This window comes from Ponticaulis profundi, from assembly GCF_042659465.1.
GTDB classification, from domain to species: domain Bacteria; phylum Pseudomonadota; class Alphaproteobacteria; order Caulobacterales; family Hyphomonadaceae; genus Ponticaulis; species Ponticaulis profundi.
Map to the genome: position 1 here is coordinate 218,738 of NZ_JBHSSW010000066.1, position 22,718 is coordinate 241,455.

Annotated in this window: 19 protein-coding genes; 13 read left to right on the forward strand and 6 right to left on the reverse strand. The window is 55.6% G+C overall.

What is annotated here, in order from left to right; genetic code table 11:
• Window positions 1-26 precede the first annotated feature (26 nt).
• Window positions 27-617, reverse strand: a complete 591-nt coding sequence (locus ACFQDM_RS16995; RefSeq protein WP_377381219.1) for a DNA-3-methyladenine glycosylase I — start codon at window positions 615-617, stop codon at window positions 27-29.
• Between the two features lie 17 nt (window positions 618-634).
• Window positions 635-1,468, reverse strand: a complete 834-nt coding sequence (gene ygfZ, locus ACFQDM_RS17000) for a CAF17-like 4Fe-4S cluster assembly/insertion protein YgfZ (protein ID WP_377381221.1) — start codon at window positions 1,466-1,468, stop codon at window positions 635-637.
• Between the two features lie 139 nt (window positions 1,469-1,607).
• Here ygfZ and ACFQDM_RS17005 point away from each other — a divergent pair, with 139 nt between their 5' ends.
• A complete protein-coding gene (locus ACFQDM_RS17005; RefSeq protein WP_377381224.1) occupies window positions 1,608-2,942 on the forward strand; it encodes a dihydroorotase in 1,335 nt (444 codons plus the stop codon).
• A 2-nt stretch (window positions 2,943-2,944) separates the two neighbouring features.
• A complete protein-coding gene (locus ACFQDM_RS17010; RefSeq protein ID WP_377381226.1) occupies window positions 2,945-3,730 on the forward strand; it encodes a potassium channel family protein in 786 nt (261 codons plus the stop codon).
• Window positions 3,731-3,735: 5 nt separating this feature from the next.
• Here ACFQDM_RS17010 and ACFQDM_RS17015 read toward each other — a convergent pair whose 3' ends face one another.
• Complete coding sequence (locus ACFQDM_RS17015; protein ID WP_377381228.1) at window positions 3,736-4,059, reverse strand: thermonuclease family protein; 324 nt, start codon at window positions 4,057-4,059, stop codon at window positions 3,736-3,738.
• 197 nt (window positions 4,060-4,256) lie between these two features.
• On the opposite strand from ACFQDM_RS17015, the gene ACFQDM_RS17020 reads away from it, so the two are divergent.
• Together ACFQDM_RS17020 and ACFQDM_RS17025 are read left to right on the forward strand one after the other, a co-directional pair.
• Window positions 4,257-6,137: a feruloyl-CoA synthase gene (locus tag ACFQDM_RS17020; protein ID WP_377381231.1), complete on the forward strand. Its 1,881-nt coding sequence runs from the start codon at window positions 4,257-4,259 to the stop codon at window positions 6,135-6,137.
• A gap of 47 nt (window positions 6,138-6,184) precedes the next feature.
• Window positions 6,185-7,726: an acetolactate synthase large subunit gene (locus ACFQDM_RS17025; RefSeq protein ID WP_377382486.1), complete on the forward strand. Its 1,542-nt coding sequence runs from the start codon at window positions 6,185-6,187 to the stop codon at window positions 7,724-7,726.
• Window positions 7,727-7,789: 63 nt separating this feature from the next.
• Here the strand turns inward: ACFQDM_RS17025 and ACFQDM_RS17030 are convergent, their stop codons facing one another.
• The gene (locus tag ACFQDM_RS17030) at window positions 7,790-9,028 is read right to left on the reverse strand and encodes an acetyl-CoA C-acetyltransferase (protein WP_377381233.1); all 1,239 of its coding nucleotides are present in this window, start codon (window positions 9,026-9,028) and stop codon (window positions 7,790-7,792) included.
• A gap of 311 nt (window positions 9,029-9,339) precedes the next feature.
• Between ACFQDM_RS17030 and ACFQDM_RS17035 the strand changes: the two genes are divergently transcribed.
• From ACFQDM_RS17035 to ACFQDM_RS17045, 3 genes are all read left to right on the forward strand, one after another.
• Window positions 9,340-10,509, forward strand: coding sequence for an acyl-CoA dehydrogenase family protein (locus tag ACFQDM_RS17035; protein WP_377381236.1), 1,170 nt, complete (start codon window positions 9,340-9,342; stop codon window positions 10,507-10,509).
• An 89-nt stretch (window positions 10,510-10,598) separates the two neighbouring features.
• Window positions 10,599-11,600, forward strand: a complete 1,002-nt coding sequence (locus ACFQDM_RS17040) for an AAA family ATPase (protein ID WP_377381239.1) — start codon at window positions 10,599-10,601, stop codon at window positions 11,598-11,600.
• Window positions 11,597-12,964 carry a vWA domain-containing protein gene (locus ACFQDM_RS17045; protein WP_377381241.1) on the forward strand — a complete coding sequence of 456 codons (1,368 nt, stop codon included), beginning with the start codon at window positions 11,597-11,599 and terminating at the stop codon, window positions 12,962-12,964. The genes ACFQDM_RS17040 and ACFQDM_RS17045 overlap by 4 nt, the downstream gene beginning before the upstream one ends.
• Before the next feature lie 2 nt (window positions 12,965-12,966).
• On the opposite strand, the gene ACFQDM_RS17050 is transcribed toward ACFQDM_RS17045, so the two are convergent.
• Entirely contained in the window at window positions 12,967-13,722 is a 756-nt protein-coding gene (locus ACFQDM_RS17050; RefSeq protein WP_377382489.1) for a creatininase family protein, read from the reverse strand.
• 292 nt (window positions 13,723-14,014) lie between these two features.
• On the opposite strand from ACFQDM_RS17050, the gene ACFQDM_RS17055 reads away from it, so the two are divergent.
• The 6 genes from ACFQDM_RS17055 to ACFQDM_RS17080 all read left to right on the forward strand — a co-directional run bounded on the left by ACFQDM_RS17055 (window position 14,015) and on the right by ACFQDM_RS17080 (window position 22,144).
• Window positions 14,015-15,286, forward strand: coding sequence for an efflux RND transporter periplasmic adaptor subunit (locus tag ACFQDM_RS17055; RefSeq protein WP_377381244.1), 1,272 nt, complete (start codon window positions 14,015-14,017; stop codon window positions 15,284-15,286).
• 3 nt (window positions 15,287-15,289) lie between these two features.
• The gene (locus ACFQDM_RS17060; RefSeq protein ID WP_377381246.1) at window positions 15,290-18,439 is read left to right on the forward strand and encodes an efflux RND transporter permease subunit; all 3,150 of its coding nucleotides are present in this window, start codon (window positions 15,290-15,292) and stop codon (window positions 18,437-18,439) included.
• A gap of 154 nt (window positions 18,440-18,593) precedes the next feature.
• Window positions 18,594-19,817 carry an Nramp family divalent metal transporter gene (locus ACFQDM_RS17065; protein WP_377381248.1) on the forward strand — a complete coding sequence of 408 codons (1,224 nt, stop codon included), beginning with the start codon at window positions 18,594-18,596 and terminating at the stop codon, window positions 19,815-19,817.
• Window positions 19,817-20,572 (forward strand): 5-oxoprolinase subunit PxpA, encoded by a 756-nt coding sequence (gene pxpA, locus ACFQDM_RS17070; protein ID WP_377381250.1) that lies wholly within the window; start codon window positions 19,817-19,819, stop codon window positions 20,570-20,572. Before ACFQDM_RS17065 ends, pxpA begins: the two co-directional genes overlap by 1 nt.
• A complete protein-coding gene (locus ACFQDM_RS17075) occupies window positions 20,565-21,215 on the forward strand; it encodes a 5-oxoprolinase subunit B family protein (protein WP_377381253.1) in 651 nt (216 codons plus the stop codon). The genes pxpA and ACFQDM_RS17075 overlap by 8 nt, the downstream gene beginning before the upstream one ends.
• Window positions 21,212-22,144 (forward strand): 5-oxoprolinase subunit C family protein, encoded by a 933-nt coding sequence (locus tag ACFQDM_RS17080; protein WP_377381256.1) that lies wholly within the window; start codon window positions 21,212-21,214, stop codon window positions 22,142-22,144. The genes ACFQDM_RS17075 and ACFQDM_RS17080 overlap by 4 nt, the downstream gene beginning before the upstream one ends.
• Here the strand turns inward: ACFQDM_RS17080 and tadA are convergent.
• Window positions 22,124-22,618, reverse strand: a complete 495-nt coding sequence (gene tadA, locus ACFQDM_RS17085; protein WP_377381258.1) for a tRNA adenosine(34) deaminase TadA — start codon at window positions 22,616-22,618, stop codon at window positions 22,124-22,126. The two genes, ACFQDM_RS17080 and tadA, sit on opposite strands and share 21 nt — an antisense overlap.
• Between the last annotated feature and the right edge of the window lie 100 nt (window positions 22,619-22,718).

Sequence of the window (22,718 nt, forward strand, 5' to 3'; positions counted from 1 at the left end):
TCGTCGAGCCAGAATGAAAAACTCAACTATCTGGTGTGATGCTGGACTTCCAGAAAGCGCGGGCAGGACAGTTCGTGATCGTTTACCATACCGACGGCCTGCATGAAGGCGTAGACAATGGTCGGGCCGCAGAATTTAAAGCCGCGCTTTTTCAGGTCTTTCGAAAGGCGGTCGGAGATTTCTGTCTTGGTTGGTGCATCCTGAAAAACGGCGTGATTTCCGATGATGGGATTGCCATTCACATAAGCCCAGAGCCAGTCAGAAAAATTTTCACCGGATTGCTCGAAAGCCAGATAGGCCTTGGCATTTCCGACGAGCGCATTGATCTTTGATCTCGATCGAATGATTCCGGGGTTCTGAAGCGCTTTCTCAATGCGATCTTCCGTCCAGAGGGCAATCTTTTCGGGCTGAAAGTTTTCGAACTCTTCGCGAAAATTGTCACGCTTGTAGAGGATTGTCCGCCACGACAAACCCGCCTGAAACCCGTCCAGCTGTAGCTTCTCCCAGAGCGCGCGGGAATCATACTCCGGAACGCCCCATTCCTCGTCATGATAGGCTCGATAAACCGCATCGTCAGCGGGCGCCCAGGCGCAGGGGAGAACGGAAACCGCTGACATTTTTCAGGCCTTTTGATTCAATTGGGAACGTAGTCGGGAAGGGTGCAGGAAATCTGCATACCATCCAGAGTTGGATCATCACCCCGTTCTGCAGCCGTGGCAAGCCGATCCATTCGCACCAGCGCCAGTCCATGTTGCCCGTTCCATGTGAGGATGGAGCCGACGGTGGATTCGCCTGCCTTGATCTCTGTGAGGTCGGTCGAGAACGGATGATCCGAGGCGATCTTGCAGGTGCGTTTGCGAACTTCGGTTTTTCGCTTCATGCGGCTGGCAACTTCCTGGCCGATGAAGCAGCCCTTCTTGAAATCGACACCATGCGTGACATCGAGATTTACATCGCTTGGGAAGACGTCGCTTGGACCATAGTCCAGACCACATTCCGGCAGGACGCGTTCGATACGCAGTTCAGCATAGGCTGCTTCCTGCGTTGGTGCGGCTGCGTCTGAGCGTTCAGCGATCACCCTCAGGAATTCAGCCCCCAGCCTTGGGTCGGGCGAACTTGCTTGCGGCGCATTCAGGCTTTCGGGACCAGCGCTCTTCGGCACGAGAAAGACGCCAAGATCCGTCATGGCCTCGATCTGCACATCGGCGCGCAGCTTCAGCATGGTCAATCGCTTGAAGGTGTCTGCTGCCACGCTTTCCGGCGCATCCATCCAAAGCGCGTCTTCTGTGCGCAAGAAATACAGGTCAGAGAGGATTTTCCCCTGCGGCGTCAGTAGAGCGCCGAAACGTGCCTCTCCAACGGCCAGATCATCCAGTCGACAAGTGACAATCCGGTTCAGAAAGCTGATGGTTTCAGAGCCAGTGATACGTGCAACGGAGCGGTGAGAGAGCGGAAGTGTTTCTGTCATCATGGCTCCAAGATAGGTGCGATTCTGCAAATTCATATGGCAGATCGTTCCAGCCGGGGGGATTGATCCTGTCACGCGTTCAGGGCAAGTCTCAATCTGTCTCATTTACCCGCTTTGCAGAAGATTCGGAGACTGCGAAATGTATGACCTCGTCCTCAAGAATGGTTTTGTCGTCACACCCGGCGGAACGACCCAAACGGATATCGGGGTGAAGGACGGTAAGATCGTACATATCGGTTCGATCACGCACGATCAGATCGGCGAATCCTACAATGCAAAGGGGCTGCATATTCTGCCTGGCGTCATCGACAGCCAGGTGCACTTTCGAGAGCCGGGTCTGGAGTACAAGGAAGACCTTGAAACGGGTGCACGGTCTGCTGCTCTTGGCGGTGTGACATGCGTGTTCGAAATGCCGAACACCAATCCTTCGACGATCACGCCGGAAATGCTGCAGGACAAGCTAAACCGCGCCGCAGGCCGTATGGATGTCGATCACGCTTTCTACGCGGGCGCCACACATGACAACACACACCTTCTGGCAGAGATGGAGTCTATGCCGGGGTGTTGCGGCATCAAGGTCTTCATGGGAGCTTCGACGGGTGATCTGCTGGTGCAGGATGATGAAGGCGTCGAAGCGGTTCTGAAATCCATCAAGCGTCGCGCGGCGTTTCACTCTGAAGACGAGTATCGCCTCGCTGACCGGCGCCATCTCGCGGTGGAAGGTGACTGGACAAGCCACCCGGTCGTGCGTGACCCGCAGGCCGCTATCCAATCGACGGAGCGTCTGATCCGTCTGGCGCGCAAAACAGGTAAGCGCATCCATGTGCTTCACATTACAACCGAACAGGAAATGGAAATCCTTGCGAAAGCAAAGGATGTCGCCAGTGTCGAAGTAACACCTCAGCACCTGACCCTGATCGCGCCATTCGCCTATGAAATTCTCAAGGGCCGCGCTCAGATGAACCCGCCCATCCGCGAACAGGACCATGTGGATGCGCTCTGGCGTGCCCTCAACGCCGGTATTGTCGATGTGCTCGGTTCAGACCACGCGCCGCACACTCTTGAAGAGAAAGCTCGTCCTTACCCGGCCAGTCCGTCGGGCATGCCAGGCGTTCAGACGCTGGTCCCGGTCATGCTCACCCATGTGAACAATGGACATCTCTCTCTGCAACGCTTTGTCGAGCTGACGAGTGCAGGTCCGCAACGCATTTTCGGCATTTCCGGCAAAGGCCGTATCGCGGAAGGCTATGACGCCGACTTCACGATCGTTGATCTGCACCGCACCGAAACCATCACTGATGACTGGTCTGCCACCAAATCTGGCTGGACGCCGTTCCACGACATGCAGGCAACCGGTTGGCCGGTTGGCACGATTGTCCGCGGTAACTTTGTCATGCGCGACGGTGAGATTGTTCAGAAGGGCGGTGGCAAGCCGGTTCGTTTCCTTGAGACCCTGCAGCCAGAAGCAGCCTGAGCATGGCGCAGCGCAAGGGGGTAGAGCGTTATCTTTTCTGGCTCTATGAGGGGTTTGGTACGGGGCCATATCTTTTCAGGTGGGCCTTGCTTGCACTCGATGCCGCATCGGTCGCCTTTTTCCTGTGGGCTCCGTTCCAGGAACATAGTCAGTCTTACTACATTCTGGACTTGTCGATCGCGCTCTTCATCGCGTTGGATTTTATCGCGCGTCTTTGGATTGCGCGGCCGCGATACCGGTTCCTGCTGAACCCGCTGAACTTGGCTGACATTGTCGTGCTGGTGTCTCTCATCCTGCCAATGTTCTTCAACAATCTGGCATTCTTGCGGATCTTGCGCGCGATCCGACTGGTGAGAGCTTTCACCTTCCTGCGGCGCATGAAGAATATTTCGTCCTATCTGCGTCAGAATGCAGAGGTGATCGACCGTGTGGTCAATCTCGCCGTGTTCATTCTGATCATGACCGCGCTGGTCTATTCATCGCAAGTCACCAAGGACAACGGCATCGATACCTATCTGGATGCCATGTATTTCACGATCGCGAGCCTGACGACCACAGGCTATGGGGATCTCGTGCTCGAGGGCGCCTTCGGCAAGATTCTCTCCATGTTCATCATGGTGCTTGGAATATCGCTGTTTCTGCGCCTCGTTCAGGCGCTCGTCCGGCCATCCAAAGTGAAAGCTGAATGTGAACGTTGCGGTCTGATGCGACATGAGCCAGACGCTGTTCACTGCAAACACTGCGGAGAGATCGTGAAACTGCCGCATGATGGGGCGCCGCACGGTTAGGGCGGCTAATTGCACCAGTTGGGTTGGGCATCACCGCGATCTTCATTCCAGGCTTTGGCGAGGCCTTTGCGTGACAGCAAATAGCCCACATGCTCTCCGTCAAGATATATGTGAGCGCGCGCGCGACCATATTGGTCCCGGCCTCTGATAAGCACCTGAACCTGGTCGGCTTGCTGAAACAGATTGCGGACTTCATCGACAACCCGCACGCCGAGATCATGTTCCGCCTGACAGCCGGCATGCGGATCGGTTTCAGGGCTATCCCAGCCGATCAGTCGCACACGATAGCGATCAACTTCAAACGTATCGCCATCGACTGGTCTCACCACTCTCGGCGATCCCGTCAGGCAGCGGTCATTTCCTTCGCAGAGGTTTTCCGGTGCACCAGCAGAGCAAGCTGACGCAAGGGCAAGAATCGCAATCAAGCTGATCCGTTTCGATTGTACCAATTCCCTCAACCCCCTATGCTCACCCTATACAGAACCAAAATAATGAACGTCTGCAAGACAGGCGTCGGGGAGTGAACATGGTAACCGGCTCGATTGAACAGCAAACTGGCGAAGAAATCCCGTTTCGTGAGGTCCCGTACCTGCGCCAAATGCTGAAAGTGGAAGAGCGCGATGATGGGGCAATCATTCTGCAGAATGGCCAGCCTTTGCGTCCTGCCGCGCCGCATATGCTGGCGCCTATCGTTTACTGGGCTGGAACCGCGCCTGACAGAATTTGGCTGGCCCAGCGCCGTGAGAATGCGGATGGCTGGCAGGAACTCACATACGGCGAAGCGTTGAAGCGTATCAGGCGACTAGCCCAGGGATTGTTGGGGCTCGGGGCCGGTCCTGATGCGCCGCTGATGATTCTGTCTCGCAATTCCATCGAACACGCTTTGGTCAAATACGCCGCCATGTGGGCTGGTAGTCCGGTCGTGCCGGTCACGCCTGCTTATGCTTTGCTGAGCGAGGATTTTCAGCGGCTGAACTATATTGATGCGTTGATCCAGCCAAAGCTTGTCTATGTGGACGATGGGCAGGAGTACCAGCGCGGACTGGACGGCATGAAGATTGGCGGCCGGACCGTCATTTTCAATCGGAACAAGCCAGACGTTTCGTCGAGTGTATCGCTTGGGGCATTGGAACAGGATCCTGACTACCGCGTCGACCTTGCCTATGATCGTCTGGGGCCGGAAACCATTGCGAAATTCATGCTGACGTCAGGTTCGACCGGAGAGCCAAAGGCGGTGATCAACACGCATGGCATGATATCATCCATGGTGAAAATGATCCGCTCGATCTGGGACGTCGACAGGCTTGAAGAACTGTCGCAAGGCCCGCAGGTGATGGTCAATTTCCTGCCCTGGAGCCACACCTATGGCGCAAATTCCATCTTGCACTCAATGACCGATTGGGGCGGTACGCTCTACATCGATTGGGGCGCTCCGACACCGGCCCGATTGCCGGAAATGATCAGGAATCTGAAAGAGATTTCACCAACGCAGCACACAACCGTTCCAGCGGCCTGGGCTGCCATTGCGACTGAGATCGAAAATGACCCAGATCTCGCGAAGACCTTCTTTCAGCGTCTGTTCGTGATGGCGTATGGCGGCGCCGCCATGGGGCAGGACCTGTATGAGCGGATCCAGAAAGTCGCCATCGCGACGACAGGTGAACGGATTTCCCTGTCTGCGGGTTATGGTTCGACGGAGACTGCGCCAACAACGGCGAATGTGCATTGGCCAAACTCCGTCATGGGATTGATCGGCCTGCCACTGCCGGGGTGCACCATGAAACTCGCGCCCGTTGGGCAGAAATATGAGTGCCGTGTCAAAGGCCCGAACATCACGCCCGGCTACTTTCGCAATCCTGAAAAGACGCAAGAAGCCTTCGATGAAGAAGGCTTTTACAAACTGGGTGATGCGGTTCGAATGGTCGAGCCGGGATCACCGGCATCCGGTCTGGCTTTTGATGGGCGTATCGCGGAAGAATTCAAACTCGCAAATGGAAGCTGGGTTTCGGCTGGCGCGGTCCGGGTTGCAGCGGTCTCTGCGGTGAACGGCGCGATGTCGGATGCGGTCATCTGTGGCTTGAACGAAAATTATGTCGGAATCCTCGCCTTTCTGAACGAAAAGTTCTGCCAGCGTCTGATCAATTCAAATCTGCCATTGGAAGGTCTGGTGCAGGATGAGCGTGTGCGAGATGCGATCCGCACGGGTCTCGCGAGCTATAATGAGAAGCACGCCAATCCAGCGTCTCGAATCCGCCGTTGCCTCATCCAGCTCGATCAGCCGGATCCAGAGGCCGGAGAGATCACGGAAAAGGGGTATATCAATCAGGCCAGGGCTCGCGATTTACGTGCCAGGGATGTGTCACGTCTTTATGCCGACACCCCTGATGCGGCCATCATCGAAATTTAAACACGAAGCAGGACTGAAGGAGACTGCGGTCAATGTCTGAAACCGTCATGACTGGCGCAGATGCGCTTGTTCAAACACTCGCCGATTGCGGCGTAAAAGCCTGTTTTGCCAATCCGGGCACCTCCGAAATGCATCTCGTGACAGCGCTTGATAATGAGCCGCGCGTCCGCTCTGTGCTTTGTCTGTTCGAAGGCGTCGCGACCGGTGCGGCGGATGGTTACGCTCGTGTGTCGGGAGTTCCGGCCATGACGCTTTTGCACCTTGGGGCGGGCTATATGAATGGCGGCGCCAACATCCATAACGCCAAGCGTGCACACACGCCGATGATCAATGTGATCGGTGATCATGCGACCTATCACGTTCGTTACGACGCGCCTCTCACGTCCAACATCCTTGGCCTCGTCGGTCCGAACTCAATCTGGGTGAAGTCTGTCGATGATGTGTCGAAGGCAGGCACGCTCGCGGAAGAAGCCTTTCGGGCAAGTCAGTCCGGAAAGGGCGGCCCCATCAGCCTGATCCTGCCAGCAGACAGCGCCTGGAATGAGGGCGCTCAGAAAGGTGACCAGCGACCCTTGCCCACGAAACAGCCTGCGAGCGAAGATATCGTTGCAGAAGCGGCTCAGAAAGTGACGTCGGCAGAAAAGCCGATGATTCTGATCAGTGGGACGGCATTGTCAGAGGCGGGACTATCGCAGGCAGCACGTCTCGAAGCGGCAGGCGTTCGCGTCATGACCGACACCTTCATCTGGAAGCAAGCGCGCGGAGCGGGACGGTTTGCACCCGCCCGAATGCAGTATTTTGCAGAAGGCGCCATGGCCGATCTGGACGGTGCGGATCTGATGCTCGTCGCAGGCACGCAGATGCCGGTGGCGTTTTTTGCCTATCCGGACAAGCCGAGTGTTCTTGTGCCTGAGGGGTGTGAGTTGTTCCTGATGGGCGGTCCGGAAAGCGACAGCGCCGAAACGCTAAGATTGCTGGCGGACAAACTGGGAGCCAAAGGATCTGCGCCGGTGATGGAACGCAAGGCGCCGGATTGTCCTGATGGACCTGTGACGCCAAAGACTGTTGGTCAGTCAATCAATCGCCACATGCCGTCAGGCGGCTTGATCTCGGATGATGGCGTGACAGCAAGTCTTCCGGTGTTCCTTGCCACGATGGGAGCGGAGCCTCATGAGCTGATGATGCTGACCGGTGGTGCAATTGGTCAGGGCATGCCGCTGGCGATTGGCGCATCCGTAGCAAAACCTGATGCGAAGACGATCTGTCTGACAGGTGATGGTGCAGGCATGTACACGGTCCAGTCGCTGTGGACGATGGCGCGGGAAAACCTCGATGTCACAACCATCGTGTTCGTGAACCATTCCTATCGCATTCTGAATATCGAGCTTCAGAGAACCGGGGCGGGTAATCCGGGACCAGCTGCACAAAGCATGCTGAATCTCGGGACGCCTGAAATCGATTGGGTCGCGATTGCGTCTGCGCAGGGCGTTCATGCCGAGGCGGTGTCGACGGCCGAAGCTTTTGATGAGGCCTTTGAGCGGGCCATGAACACAAAGGGGCCAAAGCTGATCGCCGCTCTGATGGGTTGATACAAAAAAAGCCGCGCCAGAGAGCGCGGCTTTTTCTTTCCGATCGAACCGTCGTCGAATGGATTACATGCGTTCGATGATGATCGCAGGAGCCATGCCGCCAGCAGCACACATGGTCACGAGACCGTATTTGCCGCCGCTGCGCTCCAGTTCGTCAAGAACGGTACCGATGAGCATGGAGCCGGTCGCACCGATTGGGTGACCGAGTGCCATAGCGCCGCCATTGATGTTGACCTTCTCGCGTGGAAGATCGAGGTCACGGATGAATTTCTCAGCAACGACAGCAAACGCTTCGTTGATTTCCCAGACGTCGATGTCTTCTTTTTTCAGGCCTGCTTTCTCGAGCACTTTCTTCGCAGCAGGAACGGGTGCGTTGAGCATCAGTGTCGGGCAGTCGCCCATGTTAGCCATTGCGACGATTTTCGCACGTGGCTTCCAGCCTTGCTTTTCCGCGTACTCAGGAGACGCCAGAAGAACAGCGCCGGAACCGTCGACAACGCCAGAAGAGTTACCAGCGTGGTGGATGTGCTCGATTTCCACGTCAGGATACTTCTTGTTGATCAGCTTGCGATAGGTGTTGCCCTGATCGTCTACAGGAATGTCAGCCAGCATGGTGAAGGCTGCTTTGAGGCCAGCAAGGCCTTCCTTGGTTGTTTGCGGACGTGGGAACTCTTCCTTGTCGAGCGCAACAGAACCGTCTTCGTTGTAGACCGGCACGAGTGACTTGTCGAAACGACCTTCCTCGATGGCGCGCGCTGCACGCTTCTGGCTTTCGAGTGCGAGCTCTTCTGTTGCTTCGCGGCTGATGCCTTCGATCGTTGCGATTGCATCGGCGCAAACGCCCTGGTTGGACTGCGGGTGCAGTTCACGCAGAGCCGGGTTGTCCGCATCCATAAGAGGCAGCTTGTTCGGGTCAGCGCTGGAAGATGTGTAGGACATCATCTCGCAGCCGCCTGCAATGACCATGTCTTCCATGCCAGACATGATTGACGCAGCAGCCATGTTCACAACCGAGATGCCGGAGCCGCAGAAGCGGTCGACCGTGATACCGGAAGCCTTGAGGTCGTATCCTGCCAGAAGCGCAGACATGCGTCCGAGGTCGCCGCCTTGCTTGCCGCGCTGGCTCGACGTGCCCCAGATGATGTCGTCGACTTCAGCCGTGTTGATGTTGTTGCGCTCTTTCAGCGCTTTCAGAACTGTGGCGCCAAGATGCTGCGGGTGGAGGTGGGCAAGAGACCCTTTTCCGACCTTACCAATGCCACGTGGTGTGCGGCACGCATCAATAATATAAGCTTCTGGCATACTAACTCTCCCAAGACATGGCTTACGAACATTGTGTTCTATGACGAAGACTTGTTCGACAGAAGTACAAAACGATCAACCGGTAACGTTAGGATAGCCAACCAAGAAACAGACAAAAATTTCACTTTTCGAATGTTTGAGGCCGTAAATCGCGACAGCTTTCCATTTGATTGTCTAAAACTGGAATCATTTTCTGCGGTTGAAAGCCCAGCCCGGTGCCTGTTTTTCCTGACAGGGTGACGCAACGATATGGCTTGCTATTCCTCCCCGGAGTTTTCATTGCAGGATGAGAAAAACAGGAAGGGTGGTCCATGGCTGAGATTTCAGAACGCGCCAGAGAGATTGGCGAGCGAGTCGAACGTTTTGTCCGCGACATTGTTGCGCCTTACGAGAAAGACCCGCGTCTTGAAGATCACGGACCATCCGATGATCTCGTGCGTGAGCTGCGTGCGAAGGCTCGGGAAGCGGGTGTGATGACACCTCATATCCCAAACGGTCATGACCATCTGACCCAGTTGGAAACCGCTTACGTTCTGAAAAAGACCGGCCTTTCACCTCTGGGGCCTGTTGCCTGCAACACAGCGGCCCCTGATGAAGGCAATATGTTCCTGATCGGTAAGGTCGCAAATGACGAGCAGCGCGTTCAGTTCCTTGATCCGCTGGTTTCAGGAGAAGCGCGTTCTGCCTTCTTCATGACGGAGCCAGCCATGGATGGCGGTGCCGGATCAGACCCTGGCATGATGCAGACAACCTGCGTTCAGGATGGCAATCACTGGATCATCAACGGCAAGAAGACCTTCATCACAGGCGCAGATGGTGCGAAGGTCGGTATCATCATGGCCAAATCTGAAGAAGGCGCGACCATGTTCCTGGTCGATCTGCCGGATCCGGCCATCAAGATTGACCGCCTGCTCGATACCATCGACAGCTCCATGCCGGGTGGCCACGCCGAAGTGACGATCGACAATCTGCGCGTGCCAGCATCTCAGATGCTTGGAAATCCGGGCGAGGGCTTTCGTTATGCGCAAATTCGTCTGGCGCCGGCGCGGCTGTCACACTGCATGCGCTGGCACGGCGTTGCGACCCGCGCTCATGAAATCGCGACAGAATATGCGTGCAAGCGCCAGGCGTTCGGCAAGCTGCTGATCGACCATGAGGGTGTTGGCTTCATGCTGGCGGAAAACCAGATCGATCTGAAACAATCAGAGCTGATGATCGACTGGTGCGCCGAAGCGCTCGATCGCGGCGAGAACGGAAATGTCGAAAGCTCCATGACCAAGGTTGCCGTGTCTGAGGCCCTGTTCCGGGTGGCTGACCGCTGCGTTCAGGCGATGGGCGGCATGGGTGTGTCTCGTGACACGATTGTGGAACAGCTGTTCCGTGAGGTGCGCGCTTTCCGCATCTATGATGGCCCGACCGAGGTCCACAAATGGTCGCTGGCGAAGAAGCTGAAAAAGGCCGAACTCAGCAAGCATCAGTAAGGGCTCAGTGTAGCGAGAGCGGAAAATATAGTCAGCTCTCGCTACGGCATCGCTTGCCGCATGCTCGCAGACCGCTTACCCCTTAGAGCATGACTCAAACGCCTGATCGCATTGCCGAGCACTATGGTTCGCTTGCTTCTGTAGAAGCGGTGTCGACCGGTCTGGAATCTGTCGGTTATATCTCATCTGAAGATATTTCGACGGCCATTTATCTCGCTGTACATCTCCGCAAACCCGTCCTCATCGAAGGGCCTGCTGGTGTCGGCAAGACCGAACTGGCGCAATCGCTCGCCCGCATGCTGGATGTGCCGCTGGAACGCCTGCAATGTTATGAGGGGCTCGATGAGAGCAAGTCTCTCTATGAGTGGAAATACGGCAAGCAGCTCCTTTACACACAGATACTCAAGGACAGGCTCAACGAAGTCGTCGGGGAGGCTGGCACAATCGCGCAGCTGACAGGCAAGCTTGCGACCTTCGAAGACCTCTTCTTCTCGCATGACTTTCTGGAACCGCGCCCGCTATTGCGCGCGATGGAACAAAAGGCCGGTTCCATCCTGCTGATCGACGAGATCGACAAGTCGGACGAGGAATTTGAGGCATTTTTGCTTGAGGTTCTGTCTGACTATCAGGTGACGGTCCCGGAACTTGGCACCATCCGTGCGGATGTGCCGCCGATCGTCATTCTCACGTCAAACAATGTGCGTGACCTTGGTGACGCGCTCAAGAGACGTTGTCTTCACCTCTTCATCGGCTTTCCGGATGTGAACCGCGAGCGTGAAATCGTCAAAGCGCGTGTGCCAGACATTTCCGATGATCTGCTGAAACAGCTCGTGACCTTTGTCCACGAATTGCGTGAGATGGATTTGCGCAAACGTCCGTCCATTTCGGAAACGGTGGACTGGGCGCGTACGCTTCTCCTTCTGCATGCCGATAGTCTTGATGAAAAGCTGGTTCGTCGCACGCTGAATGTGCTCCTCAAATATGAGAGCGATATCGATGCGACGGCGAACAGCATTGGCTCCATGGCGCGAAAAGCTGCGAGTAGCACGGATGAGTCGCGTCTGCCGTCCGGATATCCGAGTTTCACATGAGCGTAGAGCGAACGGTCACAGACTTTGTTCGCGCGCTTCGCTCCGCTGACGTGAATGTCTCGACGGCGGAAACACTCGATGCTGTTCAGACACTGAAACTGGTCGGTTACAATGACCGCTCAATGCTGAAGACGTCATTGCGTCATGTGCTGGCAAAATCGGAAGGCGAAAAGGGCACTTATGATCGCCTGTTCGACCTGTTTTTTTCGAGAAAGTCGAACACGCCTGAAACGACGAGCGAGGATGAACAGTCCGACGACGGTGAGGCGAATTCAGACGCCAGCGAGGATGCCGGTCCAAAAGATCTCCTGGATCTCGCCCAGTCCGGAGACGAATCCGAGATCGCTGTCGCCATGGAGCGTGCCGCAGACGCGGCCAGCGTTCAGGATATTCGTTTTTCCACACAGGTGTCTTTCTACGCGCAGAAAATGCTCAAGGAGATGGGTGTTGAGCGAATGGAGAAACAGCTCCTCGATGCCTTGAAAGATACTTCGGGCGAACGAGAGGGTGAGGCACAGCAGATGATTGACGCGCGCCGCGATATGACGCGGAGAGCGCAAGCCTATGTGCAGCAGCAATTCGATATTTTCGGTGCCAGTGAGACCCAGCGGTTTCGCGAGGAATACCTCTCCGAAAAACGTATCAACGATATGGATCGCTCCGATATCGAACGCATGAAGCCGTTGGTGCAAAAGCTCGCCAAGCGCCTTGCGACCAAGCATTCGCGGCGGAGAAAGAAAAAGAATCGCGGCCAACTCGATATTCGTAAGACATTGCGGCGCAATGCCGGACGCGACGGTGTGCCATTCGATATTGCCTGGCGTGAGACCAAAAAAGATCGACCTAAGCTGATCCTGATCTGCGATGTGTCCGGCTCTGTGGCCAGACATGTGCGCTTTCTTCTGCTGTTCCTCTATTGCCTGAAAGATGTGGTGCCAGACATTTACACCTTCGCATTTTCGGCGCGGCTAAAGGATGTCGGTTCATACCTCGATACGGATCTGGCGGGCTTTGAGAACGCCATGCAACGGATCATGACGGAAGCAGGCTGGGGATCGACCGATTACGGTCAGGCTTTGTCCGATATGAAGGTCAATCACTGGTCCCTGATCGACCGCCGGAGTACAATCATTGTTCTGGGCGATGGACGGTCCAACTATGGTGATCCGAGGCTGGACCTGTTTGAAGAAGCGACATCGCGCGCGAAACGTCTCGTCTGGCTGTCACCCGAAGGCAAGGCGCTTTGGGGGACCGGTGATAGCGAAATGCTCCGCTATCAGCCCCACTGTACGACGATGACGCATATGACCAGTCTGAAAGATCTGGAACGCGCCATCGATGATATCCTCATGCATTATAGCTGAGTTTACTCCGTTTCGCCCTCAAAGAGATCAAGTTGATGGCAAAGCGACTTCGCCGCAGCATCAATAATGATCTGGCCTTTCTCAGGCGTTGCCTGTGAAGGATCAGACCCGATGCGGCCATCCGGGAACGTTTTGCGATAATGGTCTGCATCCCGGAACCGACCGACTGGAGCAATCCGGGGCGACATCTCTACGTTACGAACCTGATCGGGATAGGCGGCATAGGTCACGGCGACTTCGGATGCTGTTGCATGCATGCCGTCGCCGGACGGAAATTGTTGGGTGCAAACACTCATCACACCGGGTAGCTCCCACCAGTTCACGGCTTTTAGCCTGAGGTCCATATTCTCATTATGGCCAGCCTGACGCAGGCTGCGTTCAGCATAAATCTCTGCAAACGCCGCCTGGATGGTCGCGGTGTTGCCGCCGTGACCATTGAGCCAGAAAATCCGCTCAAAGCCATGCCGGGTCAGGGAATCCGTCCAATCCTTCATGGTTGCGATGACTGTGGTCGGTCGAAGCGTCATGCTGCCGGGAAAGCCCAGATGGTGCTGAGCGACACCAACGGAAAACGTCGGTCCGATCAGAAACGTTCGTTGCTTGGCAGCTGCTTCGGCGATGATCTCCGGACAAAGGGCATCGGTCCCAACCAGCCCATTTGGTCCGTGTTGTTCCGTAGACCCGATGGGAATCACAATGGTTTTGCTCTTCTGCAAGTACGCTTCGATATCGGGCCATGTGGAGAGATGCAGACGCATATTCAGAACTTTCAGAAAACGGAGTGACAGGTGTGAGGCCCGGAAAACGGGACTGACACGCTTTTTGAACTTGAACATCAAACGTGGGCTTCGGGGGCGCTTTTGCAAGGAAATAACCTGTAGTGGTGGGGCTATTTAGGAGTTTCGCATATATCGCAGAACGACGAGGAAACACTGAAAAACAATCAAAAAATAATGAAAAACGAGAAAGCATTATTGAAAAACAATAAGTTCTGAGTTAGGGATACCCTCAAAATGGCTGTGCCTTCGCACAAGACAGAGGGAAAGAAAGATGTCGGACGTCAGACTGGCGCCAGAGAATGGTTCGAAAAAAGGATTATGGCTGAAACGTTTTCTGGTGCTCAGCGTCGGAGTGGCGATCATTGGTGTAACCGGCGCAGGTCTTGTCGGCATGAACGCCGCAGCGCCTCGTCCGGAAGAAAAAGAAGACGTGGTTGAAGCGTTACCGGTTCTGACCACCACCGCCAAAGCGGAAGAGGTCAAACTGAAGGTTCGCTCCCAGGGCGAGGTTATGGCGAGATCGGAAGTCAATCTGGCTTCAGAAGTCAGTGGTCGGATCTCTTACGTTTCGCCTGCCTTCCTGACCGGAGGGTCGTTCTCCAGAGGCGACGTTCTGGTCCGGATTGATCCGAAAGAATATGAACTCCGTGTGGTTCAGGCCCGCGCGAATGTCGCTCAGGCGCGCACCACTCTGAAGCGCGAACAGTCTGAGGCCGACATTGCGAAACTGAACGCGCAGGAACTTGGTATTGATCAGGTGTCCGACCTTGCATTGCGTGAGCCACAGGTCGCAGAAGCAGAAGCGAGACTTGCTTCGACGATTGCCGCGCTCTCCGAAGCGGAACTCGCGCTGGAGCGCACCAAAATCCGCGCGCCTTTCACCGGTCGGGTAAAGGCAAAATCTGTGGATGTTGGTGCCTATATCACGCCCGGCGGTATGCTCGGCTCGATTTACTCCAGCGACGTCGTTGAAGTGCCGCTCGCACTGACAGACGCCGACCTCGCTGCGTTGGATCTTGGTATTGGCTTTGAGGCCAATGCATCGAAACCTGGCCCGGAGGTTGTTCTGTCTGCAGTTGTCGCTGGCCGTTCTTATGACTGGAAGGGGCGTATCACCAGAACCGACTCTCGCTTCGATCCGGATACCCGCGTGCTTTTCGCCTATGCAGAGGTCAAAGACCCATACGGAGCGGGCGCATCGGACGGGACACCGCTTGCTAACGGTCTTTACGTCTCAGCCGAGATTGATGGTCGACCTATCGAGAATGCGGTCACCATCCCCCGAACAGCGTTGCGTGGCAAAGACAAGGTCTATGTCGTTTCTGATGTCGATACGCTTGAAATCCGTCAGGTCGGCGTTGCCTCATCTGATCGGACAGAAGCGGTCATTACGGAAGGTCTGCAAGCTGGCGAAACGGTTGTGACCTCACCGGTGAAAAGTCCGGCGACAGGGATGAAAGTTCAGCCCGTCGATGAGGCCGACGCGCGTCGCGGACAGGGCGCCGTTGTTGCATCCGCCGCCAACACGCAGCTGCAGGAGTAGGCCATGAAGGGTTTCATCAAATGGTGGGCGAGCAACGCAGTTGCAGCCAATCTGCTCATGGTTGCCATCCTCATCGGTGGTCTGGTGGCCTATTTCAGCATGGAGCGGGAAATCGAACCTTATGTCGAAATCCCGGGTGCGCAGGTCTCCATTACATGGCTTGGTGCTTCGCCGCAGGATGTCGAGGAACAGCTTGTGGTGCGCATGGAAGAAGCCGTCAGTCGCATTGAAGGCATTGATGAACTTTGGTCTGTTTCGCAGGAAAGTGTCGGTATCATTTCTGTCCGTGGCGACCTTGATCGCGACAAGAATGACTTTCTCCAGGACATTAAGCGCGAAATCGACTCCATCAGTACATTTCCGGCAGCTGCGGAGCCGCCACAGATCCGTCTCTGGAGCAGCCAGAATGAAATGATCCGGATCGCTGTCATGGGCGATGAAACGGTCACCGAAAAGGAACTGAAGCGCTATTCTGAAAAGATACGCCGTGATGTGTCGCAGCTCGGCTATGTACCGTCTGCAGAACTTTTCGGTGTTCGTGGCGAGGAAATCTCTATTGAGGTTTCGGAAGAAACACTGCGTCGCTACGGCATGACACTCTCTGAAGTCGCAACGGCTGTGCGCGCGACGTCTATCAACTCATCGGCCGGTACGGTGAAATCCGATGGCGGGGCAGTTCAGCTCGGTACACGTGCTCAGGCTGATACCCGCGAAGAGTTTGAAAATATCATCGTCAAGCAAATGCCAAACGGCGCGGTTATTCGCGTCGGCGACATTGCTGACGTGATAGACGGCTTTGAGCAGGTCGATCTGATGGCGACGGTGAATGGTCAGCGCGCGATCCTCGTGCAGATCATGAGTGGTCCGGATATGGATGTTGTGAAGATGTCCGAAAATGTCCGTGGCTATCTCGACCGCATTGCAGCGGATGTGCCGGAAGGCATGTCTCTGACACTTTGGAACGATATGGCCGAGGACTATACGGGCCGTATGCAGACGATTGGTGAGAACTTCATTACGGGTCTCGTGCTCGTCATGATCACGCTTCTGCTGTTCCTGCGTCCGACGATCGCGCTTTGGGTGTGTGGTGGTATCGCAATTGCCTTTGCGGGTGGCCTGGCGCTTCTGCCGATGAACGATGTGTCGTTCAACATGATCTCCACCTTCGCATTCCTGCTGGTCATCGGCGTCATTGTAGACGACGCCATTATCGTCGGCGAAGCGATACACGCGCGAACGGAAGAAGGTGAGCAGGGGCTGGAAGCTTCCATCAATGGCACGATTTCAGTCATCAAGCCGGTCATCTTTGCGGTTCTGACGACCATGATCTTCTTCGCGCCATGGATGTTCCTGTCCGGGCCGACAAGCGAGTTCACACGCTCCATTTCACTCGTGGTGATCCTGGCGCTGGTTTTCTCTCTTGTGGAATCGCTTCTCATCCTGCCAGCGCACCTGGCGCACCTGAAACCGGTGAATCCGACGAATCCGATTACCAAATTCCAGTCTTCGCTGGCGAACAGCATCGTCTGGTTTGCACGTAACCTGTACCGACCGACGCTGGAATTCGTTCTGCGTCACCGGTATCTGACGGCGCTCGGCTTTGTCTGCATGATGATCCTGAGCTTTGGTCTGGTCACGAACAATCTGGTGCGTACGGAGTTCTTCCCTGAGGGCGAGTCCGATCAGATTGCGATTACGGTCGATTTGCCGGAAGGCACGCCATATGCGCGAACGCTTGAAGTGCTCGAGCAGATTCAGATTGCTGAAAAGACACTCGAAGCAGAGATCAATGACAGCACAAACGGCGAAGGCAAGCTGATCGAGAACTGGTACACTCGGTCTCGCGACAGTCAGGTACTTGCACTCGTGAAGCTGGTACAGCCGGAAGATCGGACGCTGACGGCTGCTGAAACCGCTGACCGTCTGCGTGAACTCATTGGTGACGTTCCGGATGCAGAGGCGATTGAAGTGTCTTATCAGGGCGGCGGCAACGGCCCACCACTTGAGTATGTTCTGAACTCACAGAGCCTTGAGGATCTGAACCTTGCTGCAAACGATCTGATGAGCAAGCTTCGTAGCTTTGAGGGCGTCTACAACGTGGTGAACGATAGCCAGAGCGCGGCTGACGAGATCCAGTTCGAACTCAAACCGGGCGCCGAAGCGCTGGGTATTACGAAAGCGGAAGTGAACCGTCAGGTGCGTCAGGGCTTCTTCGGTGAAGAAGTGCAGCGTTTGCCGCGCGACGGAGAGGATGTGCGGGTGTTTGTTCGCTATCCACTTGAAGAACGTCAGAGCATCGACTTCCTCAACACGATCCGGATCAAGACTGCGGACGGTCGTGAAGTGCCGCTCTCAGCTGTTGCTGACCTGAGTTTCGGAAAGGGTATTTCGCAGATCCGTCGCCGCGAGCGTCAACGCGCAATTGTCATCAGCGCAGAAGTCGCAACGGACCGCATTGGTGAAATCCGCAGCGCGCTCAATGACGGCTATTTCGAGGAGTTTGATAAAGCACACCCGAACATCACGCGTGGCAGTATTGGTCGCGCCGAAGGCGAAGCACAACTCGTCAGCGAGATCATGATGTTGCTGATGATCGCGATCGGCGTTGCCTACTTCCTCGTGGCGGTTGCTTTCCGACGCTACTCAGAGCCGTTCCTGATCCTGCTGGCTGCAATTCCGTTCTGTATAACGGGCGGCATATTCGGTCACTTCGCGATGGGACAATCACTTGGCTTGTTCTCATTCCTTGGGATCGTTGCGGCTGCAGGCGTCGCCGTGAACGATAACCTTGTCCTGATCGACTATGTCCATAAACTGCGGGAGAAAGGCTATTCCGGTATGGAAGCCATGGTGGAGGCTGGCACGCGTCGGTTCCGTCCAATTCTGCTGACGTCTCTGACGACCTTTGTAGGCTTGTTGCCACTCATGACGGAAACATCCATTCAGGCACAATGGCTCGTGCCGATCGGTATCGGCCTGTCTTTCGGTGTGCTGTTTGCGCTTTTCGTCACCTTGTTCCTGGTGCCGTCGCTCTATGGCATCGGTGCAGATGTGAAACGGTTCGTTCTATATCTCGTGACAGGGACAAAGCGGGAAACGTTTCACCTGGAAAAGGGCGATCATTCAAAGAGTGCCGTGGTCCCCGCAGAGTAGGTGATATGATAGAAACATTACGAAGGGCGACGCCAATCCGCGTCGCCCTTTTTTCGTTCTGGAGCATTGGCGTCGGGTGGAAAGCGGATGCTTTCGGTTGTCCGAATGGGTGGCCGGTCATAGGGTTGCTCCGAAGTTCATCATGAGGACGACAATGAAGCTTTCCATTGGCCCCGGCGCGCTTGTCGCTGCTGCTTTTATCGGTCCCGGCACGGTTACGGCATGCACGGTTGCGGGCGCCAGTTTCGGTTTTGCCCTGATCTGGACGCTGGTGTTCGCCACATTCGCGACGATCATACTGCAAAGTATGGCTGCAAGACTGGGCGTCGGTGCGCGACTGGGCCTCGGCGAAGCATTGATGCGCACAGCAGGTAATCCGGTTTTGAAAGGTGTTCTGGCCGTTCTGATTCTTGCTGCTCTGGGCTTGGGGAACGCCGCATATGAGGCCGGAAACCTCACCGGAGGCGCACTCGGCATTGATGCCATCATCGGCGATAACGGCCCCTCACAGACCAAGAATATCGTTCTTGTCCTGTCTTTGCTGGCCGCTGCTGTGCTGCTTCTGGGCGGATACAAGATCGTCGAAAAGCTCCTGATAGGGCTCGTTATGATCATGGCGCTGTCCTTTACCGTTAGCGCGATCCTTGTGCGACCGGATATCGGGTCCATGCTGTCAAGCCTAATTCCGAGTGTTCCGGAAGGCGGGCTTCTGACGGCGATTGCACTGATCGGAACGACCATTGTGCCCTATAATCTGTTTCTGCATGCGGCAGCGGCTCGCAAGCGCTGGAAGGAATCAGACGAAGAGACCGTTGCCACTGCTGTGGCAGATACCGGGCTCTCAATCGGCCTGGGCGGTCTGATCTCGATTCTCGTTTTGTCCACGGCAGCAGCCAGCCTGTTTGGTCAATCGGCGGAGATATCCAGCGCGACGGACATGGCGGCAGCGATCGAGCCGACTTATGGCGAGTTCGCGAAGTATCTGGTGGGTATCGGATTATTCGCCGCCGGACTGACCTCGTCCATTACAGCTCCCATGGCAACGGGATATGCGCTGACCGAAATCCTCAATCGGCATGAGGGGCGCGCGCATGATCTCATCTATCGAACGACGGCCCTAGTGATCTTGCTGATTGGAACCGGCGTTGCTGTCTTCAGCAATCAAAAGCCCGTCAATGTGATTTTGATTGCTCAGATTGCGAACGGCATTCTGTTACCGATTATCGCCTGCGCACTCTTGTACGCGATGAACCGCAAAGACCTGCTTGGAGCGCATGTAAACGGGCGTCTCTCCAATATCTTTGGAACGTTGGTGGTTCTGGTGACCTTGTTTCTTGGTGTAAGGCTGATTTTGCGCGCGATTGGAGTTTGGCCATAATGCCTCAGATCGATCTGAATTCAGACATAGGCGAATTGGAAGGTGATGCGGGGCGAGCGCTAGACGCCGAAATACTGAAAACGGTCACGTCCTGCAATATTGCCTGCGGCGGGCATGCAGGCGACGACGTATCGATGGCTGCCACCCTGCGCCTCGCCAGAGACGGCGGTATTCTGGTCGGTGCGCACCCATCCTATCCGGACAAAGAAGGTTTTGGGCGGCGAGCGATGGAGATGCCACTCAGCGAGCTGAAGCAAAGTCTAACAGATCAGGTCAGGGCACTTCAAACACTGGCGGCCGCTGAGGGGGTTTCCGTGCGGCACATGAAGCCGCATGGCGCGCTTTATAATGAAGCGGCGAAATCTCAGCCGCTCTCAGAATGCATCTGTGATGTGCTGACTGAAACCGGAATTTCTGTCCTGTTCGGACCGCCGAATTCGAAACTGGAAACAGAAGCTGAAAAACATGGTCTTCGTTTTCTGGCGGAAGGCTTCGTCGACAGGGCCTATGAAGCGGATGGCTCTCTCGTGTCGCGGTCCTTGCCGGGCGCTGTTCACAAAGACGTCTCGCTGATGACGGACCAGGCGATGGCACTCGCCAGGAGCGGCGAGGTCAATACGCTCGCCGGGAAGCGAATTTCACTCCCCGTGCAAACGCTTTGCCTGCATGGGGACACAAGCGGCGCGGCTGAAATCGCCCGTACAGTGAAGGCGCATCTGATCGATCAGGGAATAGAGGTAAAAGCATATGCCTGACGTGTTGGACCCCGAGCTTCAATTTTTCGAAATGGCCGATGATCTGATCAGACTTTCTGGTGCTGATCGCGCAACGATGCGGGCCGTTGGACGAGCGCTTCGTTCGACTGATCAGTTTGAGGAGGTGGTCGATGGTATGGACACGATCACGCTTCAGTTTGACCCGTTGCAGTTAAGTCTTGCCGATGTGCAGGCTCTGATTGGACAGGCAACTCAAAGCGCATCCGATCATGAAGAAGCATCTGCCGAGATCATAGAGCTTGAAGCGGTGTTCAGTGGAGACGTCGCGCCCGACCTTGATCTTGTCGCGAACACGCTGGACCTGTCCAAAGACAAGATCATAGAGGATTTGTGCGCTGCTGAGCTGCGCGTCGAGATGCTGGGATTTACACCGGGTTTTGCGTATATGAGCGGCGTGCCGGAACATTTGCATGTTCCGAGGCTGGATACGCCAAGGCAATCGGTGAAAGCAGGATCTTTGGGCCTCGCAGCCGGAATGTGCGGAACCTATGCCTTGGCAGGACCTGGAGGCTGGCCGATCATAGGCAAAATCCAGACGCCGCTTTTTGATACCTCATGGGAAACGCCGTTCGCGTTGAAACCGGGTAGCCGGGTGAAACTGAAAGCGGTGGCACAGTCATGAGCCTCAAGTTTCTGAAAGCGGGAATGCAGACGACCCTGCAGGCGGGAGAGCGCCGCGGAAACCGCCATTTCGGCGTACCAGCGGCCGGGCCTGCAGATCGGCTTTCCATGTCGCTCGCCAATCGACTGGTTGGAAACCCGGAGAGCGCTGTGGCTTTGGAGTTTACGCTGACCGGCGGAAAGCTTGTCTTCTCGGAGGATATCGGATTTGCGCTCACTGGTGCAGACGTAAAGGCACGCCTCAACAATGTGCCTGTGCACATGCATGAAACCTATCTGGCGGAAGCCGGGGATATTCTGGATATCGGGCCTGCGCTGAATGGATGCCGCACCTATCTGGCCTTGGCTGGAGACGTCGTCGCTAACGAATTTCTCGGCTCAAAGTCGACCTATTTGCCGGCAAAGTTTGGCGGTCTTGATGGTCGGGCGTTGCAGGATGGGGATGAAATCCAGATCAGACATCATCGTTTGCCGGATGAAGTGGAAACACCGCAGGCGCTTCGACCGCTTTTCAACGATCTGTTTCTGCTTCAGGTATGTCCGGGCCCCGATTTTGACATGCTCGGTCCCGGTCAGGACATCTTCCAACAGGAATTCACGGTCGGGCAGCGCTCGAGCCGTATGGGCGTCCAATTGGAAGATGGAGTGCTTGAACTCTCTAACGCCGAGCGACTTCAGAGTGCAGCTGTATTCCCTGGCACCGTCCAGTTACCGCCGGATGGTCAGCCCTTTGTCCTGCTTGCGGACTCACAGGCAACAGGCGGGTATCCTCATGTGTTGCAGGTTATTCGATCCGATCGTTTTCAACTGGGGCAGCTGAGACCCGGCGCCAAAGTGAAGTTCATTTGTCGAACACCGGAAGAGGCGAGGGAGCGTTTTCGCGCACGTGCCGAAGGTTACAAGGATTGGCTAGCTGAGCTGCTCATCTGATTCGTCAGACTTCTTTTTTCGCCTGGCGCGAAAGAAATCCCGAAGGAGTTCAGCGCTTTCATCCGCCAGCTCACCTCGGGTGATTTCCGGGTGCCAATGGCAGGTTGGCTGATCAAAGAATTTGACGCCATTGATGACCGCACCGCCTTTCTCATCCTCCGCACAGAAGATCACTCGTCGGATGCGAGCGTTTGCGATGGCGCCTGCACACATGGCGCATGGTTCGAGTGTCACATATAGATCCAGGCCAAAAAGCCTGTAATTGTTCAGTTTCTCTGCCGCCTTGCGTAGCGCGAGGATCTCTGCGTGAGCGGTTGGGTCATGGCCTGATATCGGTGCGTTATGCGCTTCTGCAATAACTTCACCAGTTTCCGGTGATACAATCACAGCGCCAACGGGTACTTCACCAGCTTCAGCGCCGCGCCGTGCGAGTTCCAGCGCACGTTCCAGAAAATGTCGGTCAGGCATATCCATTCAGTTCTGATAGTCTTGAGCGGCACGAAGGTAAAATGGAGAATTGCTATTCTGTCCGGATCATCGCAGGACAACGGTCATAAAGACTTCTGAGGAGAGC

What these genes read in the sequence shown, in the direction of transcription:
- ACFQDM_RS16995 (WP_377381219.1), bottom strand. Translation starts at nt 617, where the DNA reads ATGTCAGCGGTTTCCGTTCTCCCCTGCGCCTGGGCGCCCGCTGACGAT.
- ygfZ (WP_377381221.1), bottom strand. Translation starts at nt 1,468, where the DNA reads ATGACAGAAACACTTCCGCTCTCTCACCGCTCCGTTGCACGTATCACT.
- ACFQDM_RS17005 (WP_377381224.1), top strand. Translation starts at nt 1,608, where the DNA reads ATGTATGACCTCGTCCTCAAGAATGGTTTTGTCGTCACACCCGGCGGA.
- ACFQDM_RS17010 (WP_377381226.1), top strand. Translation starts at nt 2,945, where the DNA reads ATGGCGCAGCGCAAGGGGGTAGAGCGTTATCTTTTCTGGCTCTATGAG.
- ACFQDM_RS17020 (WP_377381231.1), top strand. Translation starts at nt 4,257, where the DNA reads ATGGTAACCGGCTCGATTGAACAGCAAACTGGCGAAGAAATCCCGTTT.
- ACFQDM_RS17025 (WP_377382486.1), top strand. Translation starts at nt 6,185, where the DNA reads ATGACTGGCGCAGATGCGCTTGTTCAAACACTCGCCGATTGCGGCGTA.
- ACFQDM_RS17030 (WP_377381233.1), bottom strand. Translation starts at nt 9,028, where the DNA reads ATGCCAGAAGCTTATATTATTGATGCGTGCCGCACACCACGTGGCATT.
- ACFQDM_RS17035 (WP_377381236.1), top strand. Translation starts at nt 9,340, where the DNA reads ATGGCTGAGATTTCAGAACGCGCCAGAGAGATTGGCGAGCGAGTCGAA.
- ACFQDM_RS17040 (WP_377381239.1), top strand. Translation starts at nt 10,599, where the DNA reads ATGACTCAAACGCCTGATCGCATTGCCGAGCACTATGGTTCGCTTGCT.
- ACFQDM_RS17045 (WP_377381241.1), top strand. Translation starts at nt 11,597, where the DNA reads ATGAGCGTAGAGCGAACGGTCACAGACTTTGTTCGCGCGCTTCGCTCC.
- ACFQDM_RS17050 (WP_377382489.1), bottom strand. Translation starts at nt 13,722, where the DNA reads ATGCGTCTGCATCTCTCCACATGGCCCGATATCGAAGCGTACTTGCAG.
- ACFQDM_RS17055 (WP_377381244.1), top strand. Translation starts at nt 14,015, where the DNA reads ATGTCGGACGTCAGACTGGCGCCAGAGAATGGTTCGAAAAAAGGATTA.
- ACFQDM_RS17060 (WP_377381246.1), top strand. Translation starts at nt 15,290, where the DNA reads ATGAAGGGTTTCATCAAATGGTGGGCGAGCAACGCAGTTGCAGCCAAT.
- ACFQDM_RS17065 (WP_377381248.1), top strand. Translation starts at nt 18,594, where the DNA reads ATGAAGCTTTCCATTGGCCCCGGCGCGCTTGTCGCTGCTGCTTTTATC.
- pxpA (WP_377381250.1), top strand. Translation starts at nt 19,817, where the DNA reads ATGCCTCAGATCGATCTGAATTCAGACATAGGCGAATTGGAAGGTGAT.
- ACFQDM_RS17075 (WP_377381253.1), top strand. Translation starts at nt 20,565, where the DNA reads ATGCCTGACGTGTTGGACCCCGAGCTTCAATTTTTCGAAATGGCCGAT.
- ACFQDM_RS17080 (WP_377381256.1), top strand. Translation starts at nt 21,212, where the DNA reads ATGAGCCTCAAGTTTCTGAAAGCGGGAATGCAGACGACCCTGCAGGCG.
- tadA (WP_377381258.1), bottom strand. Translation starts at nt 22,618, where the DNA reads ATGGATATGCCTGACCGACATTTTCTGGAACGTGCGCTGGAACTCGCA.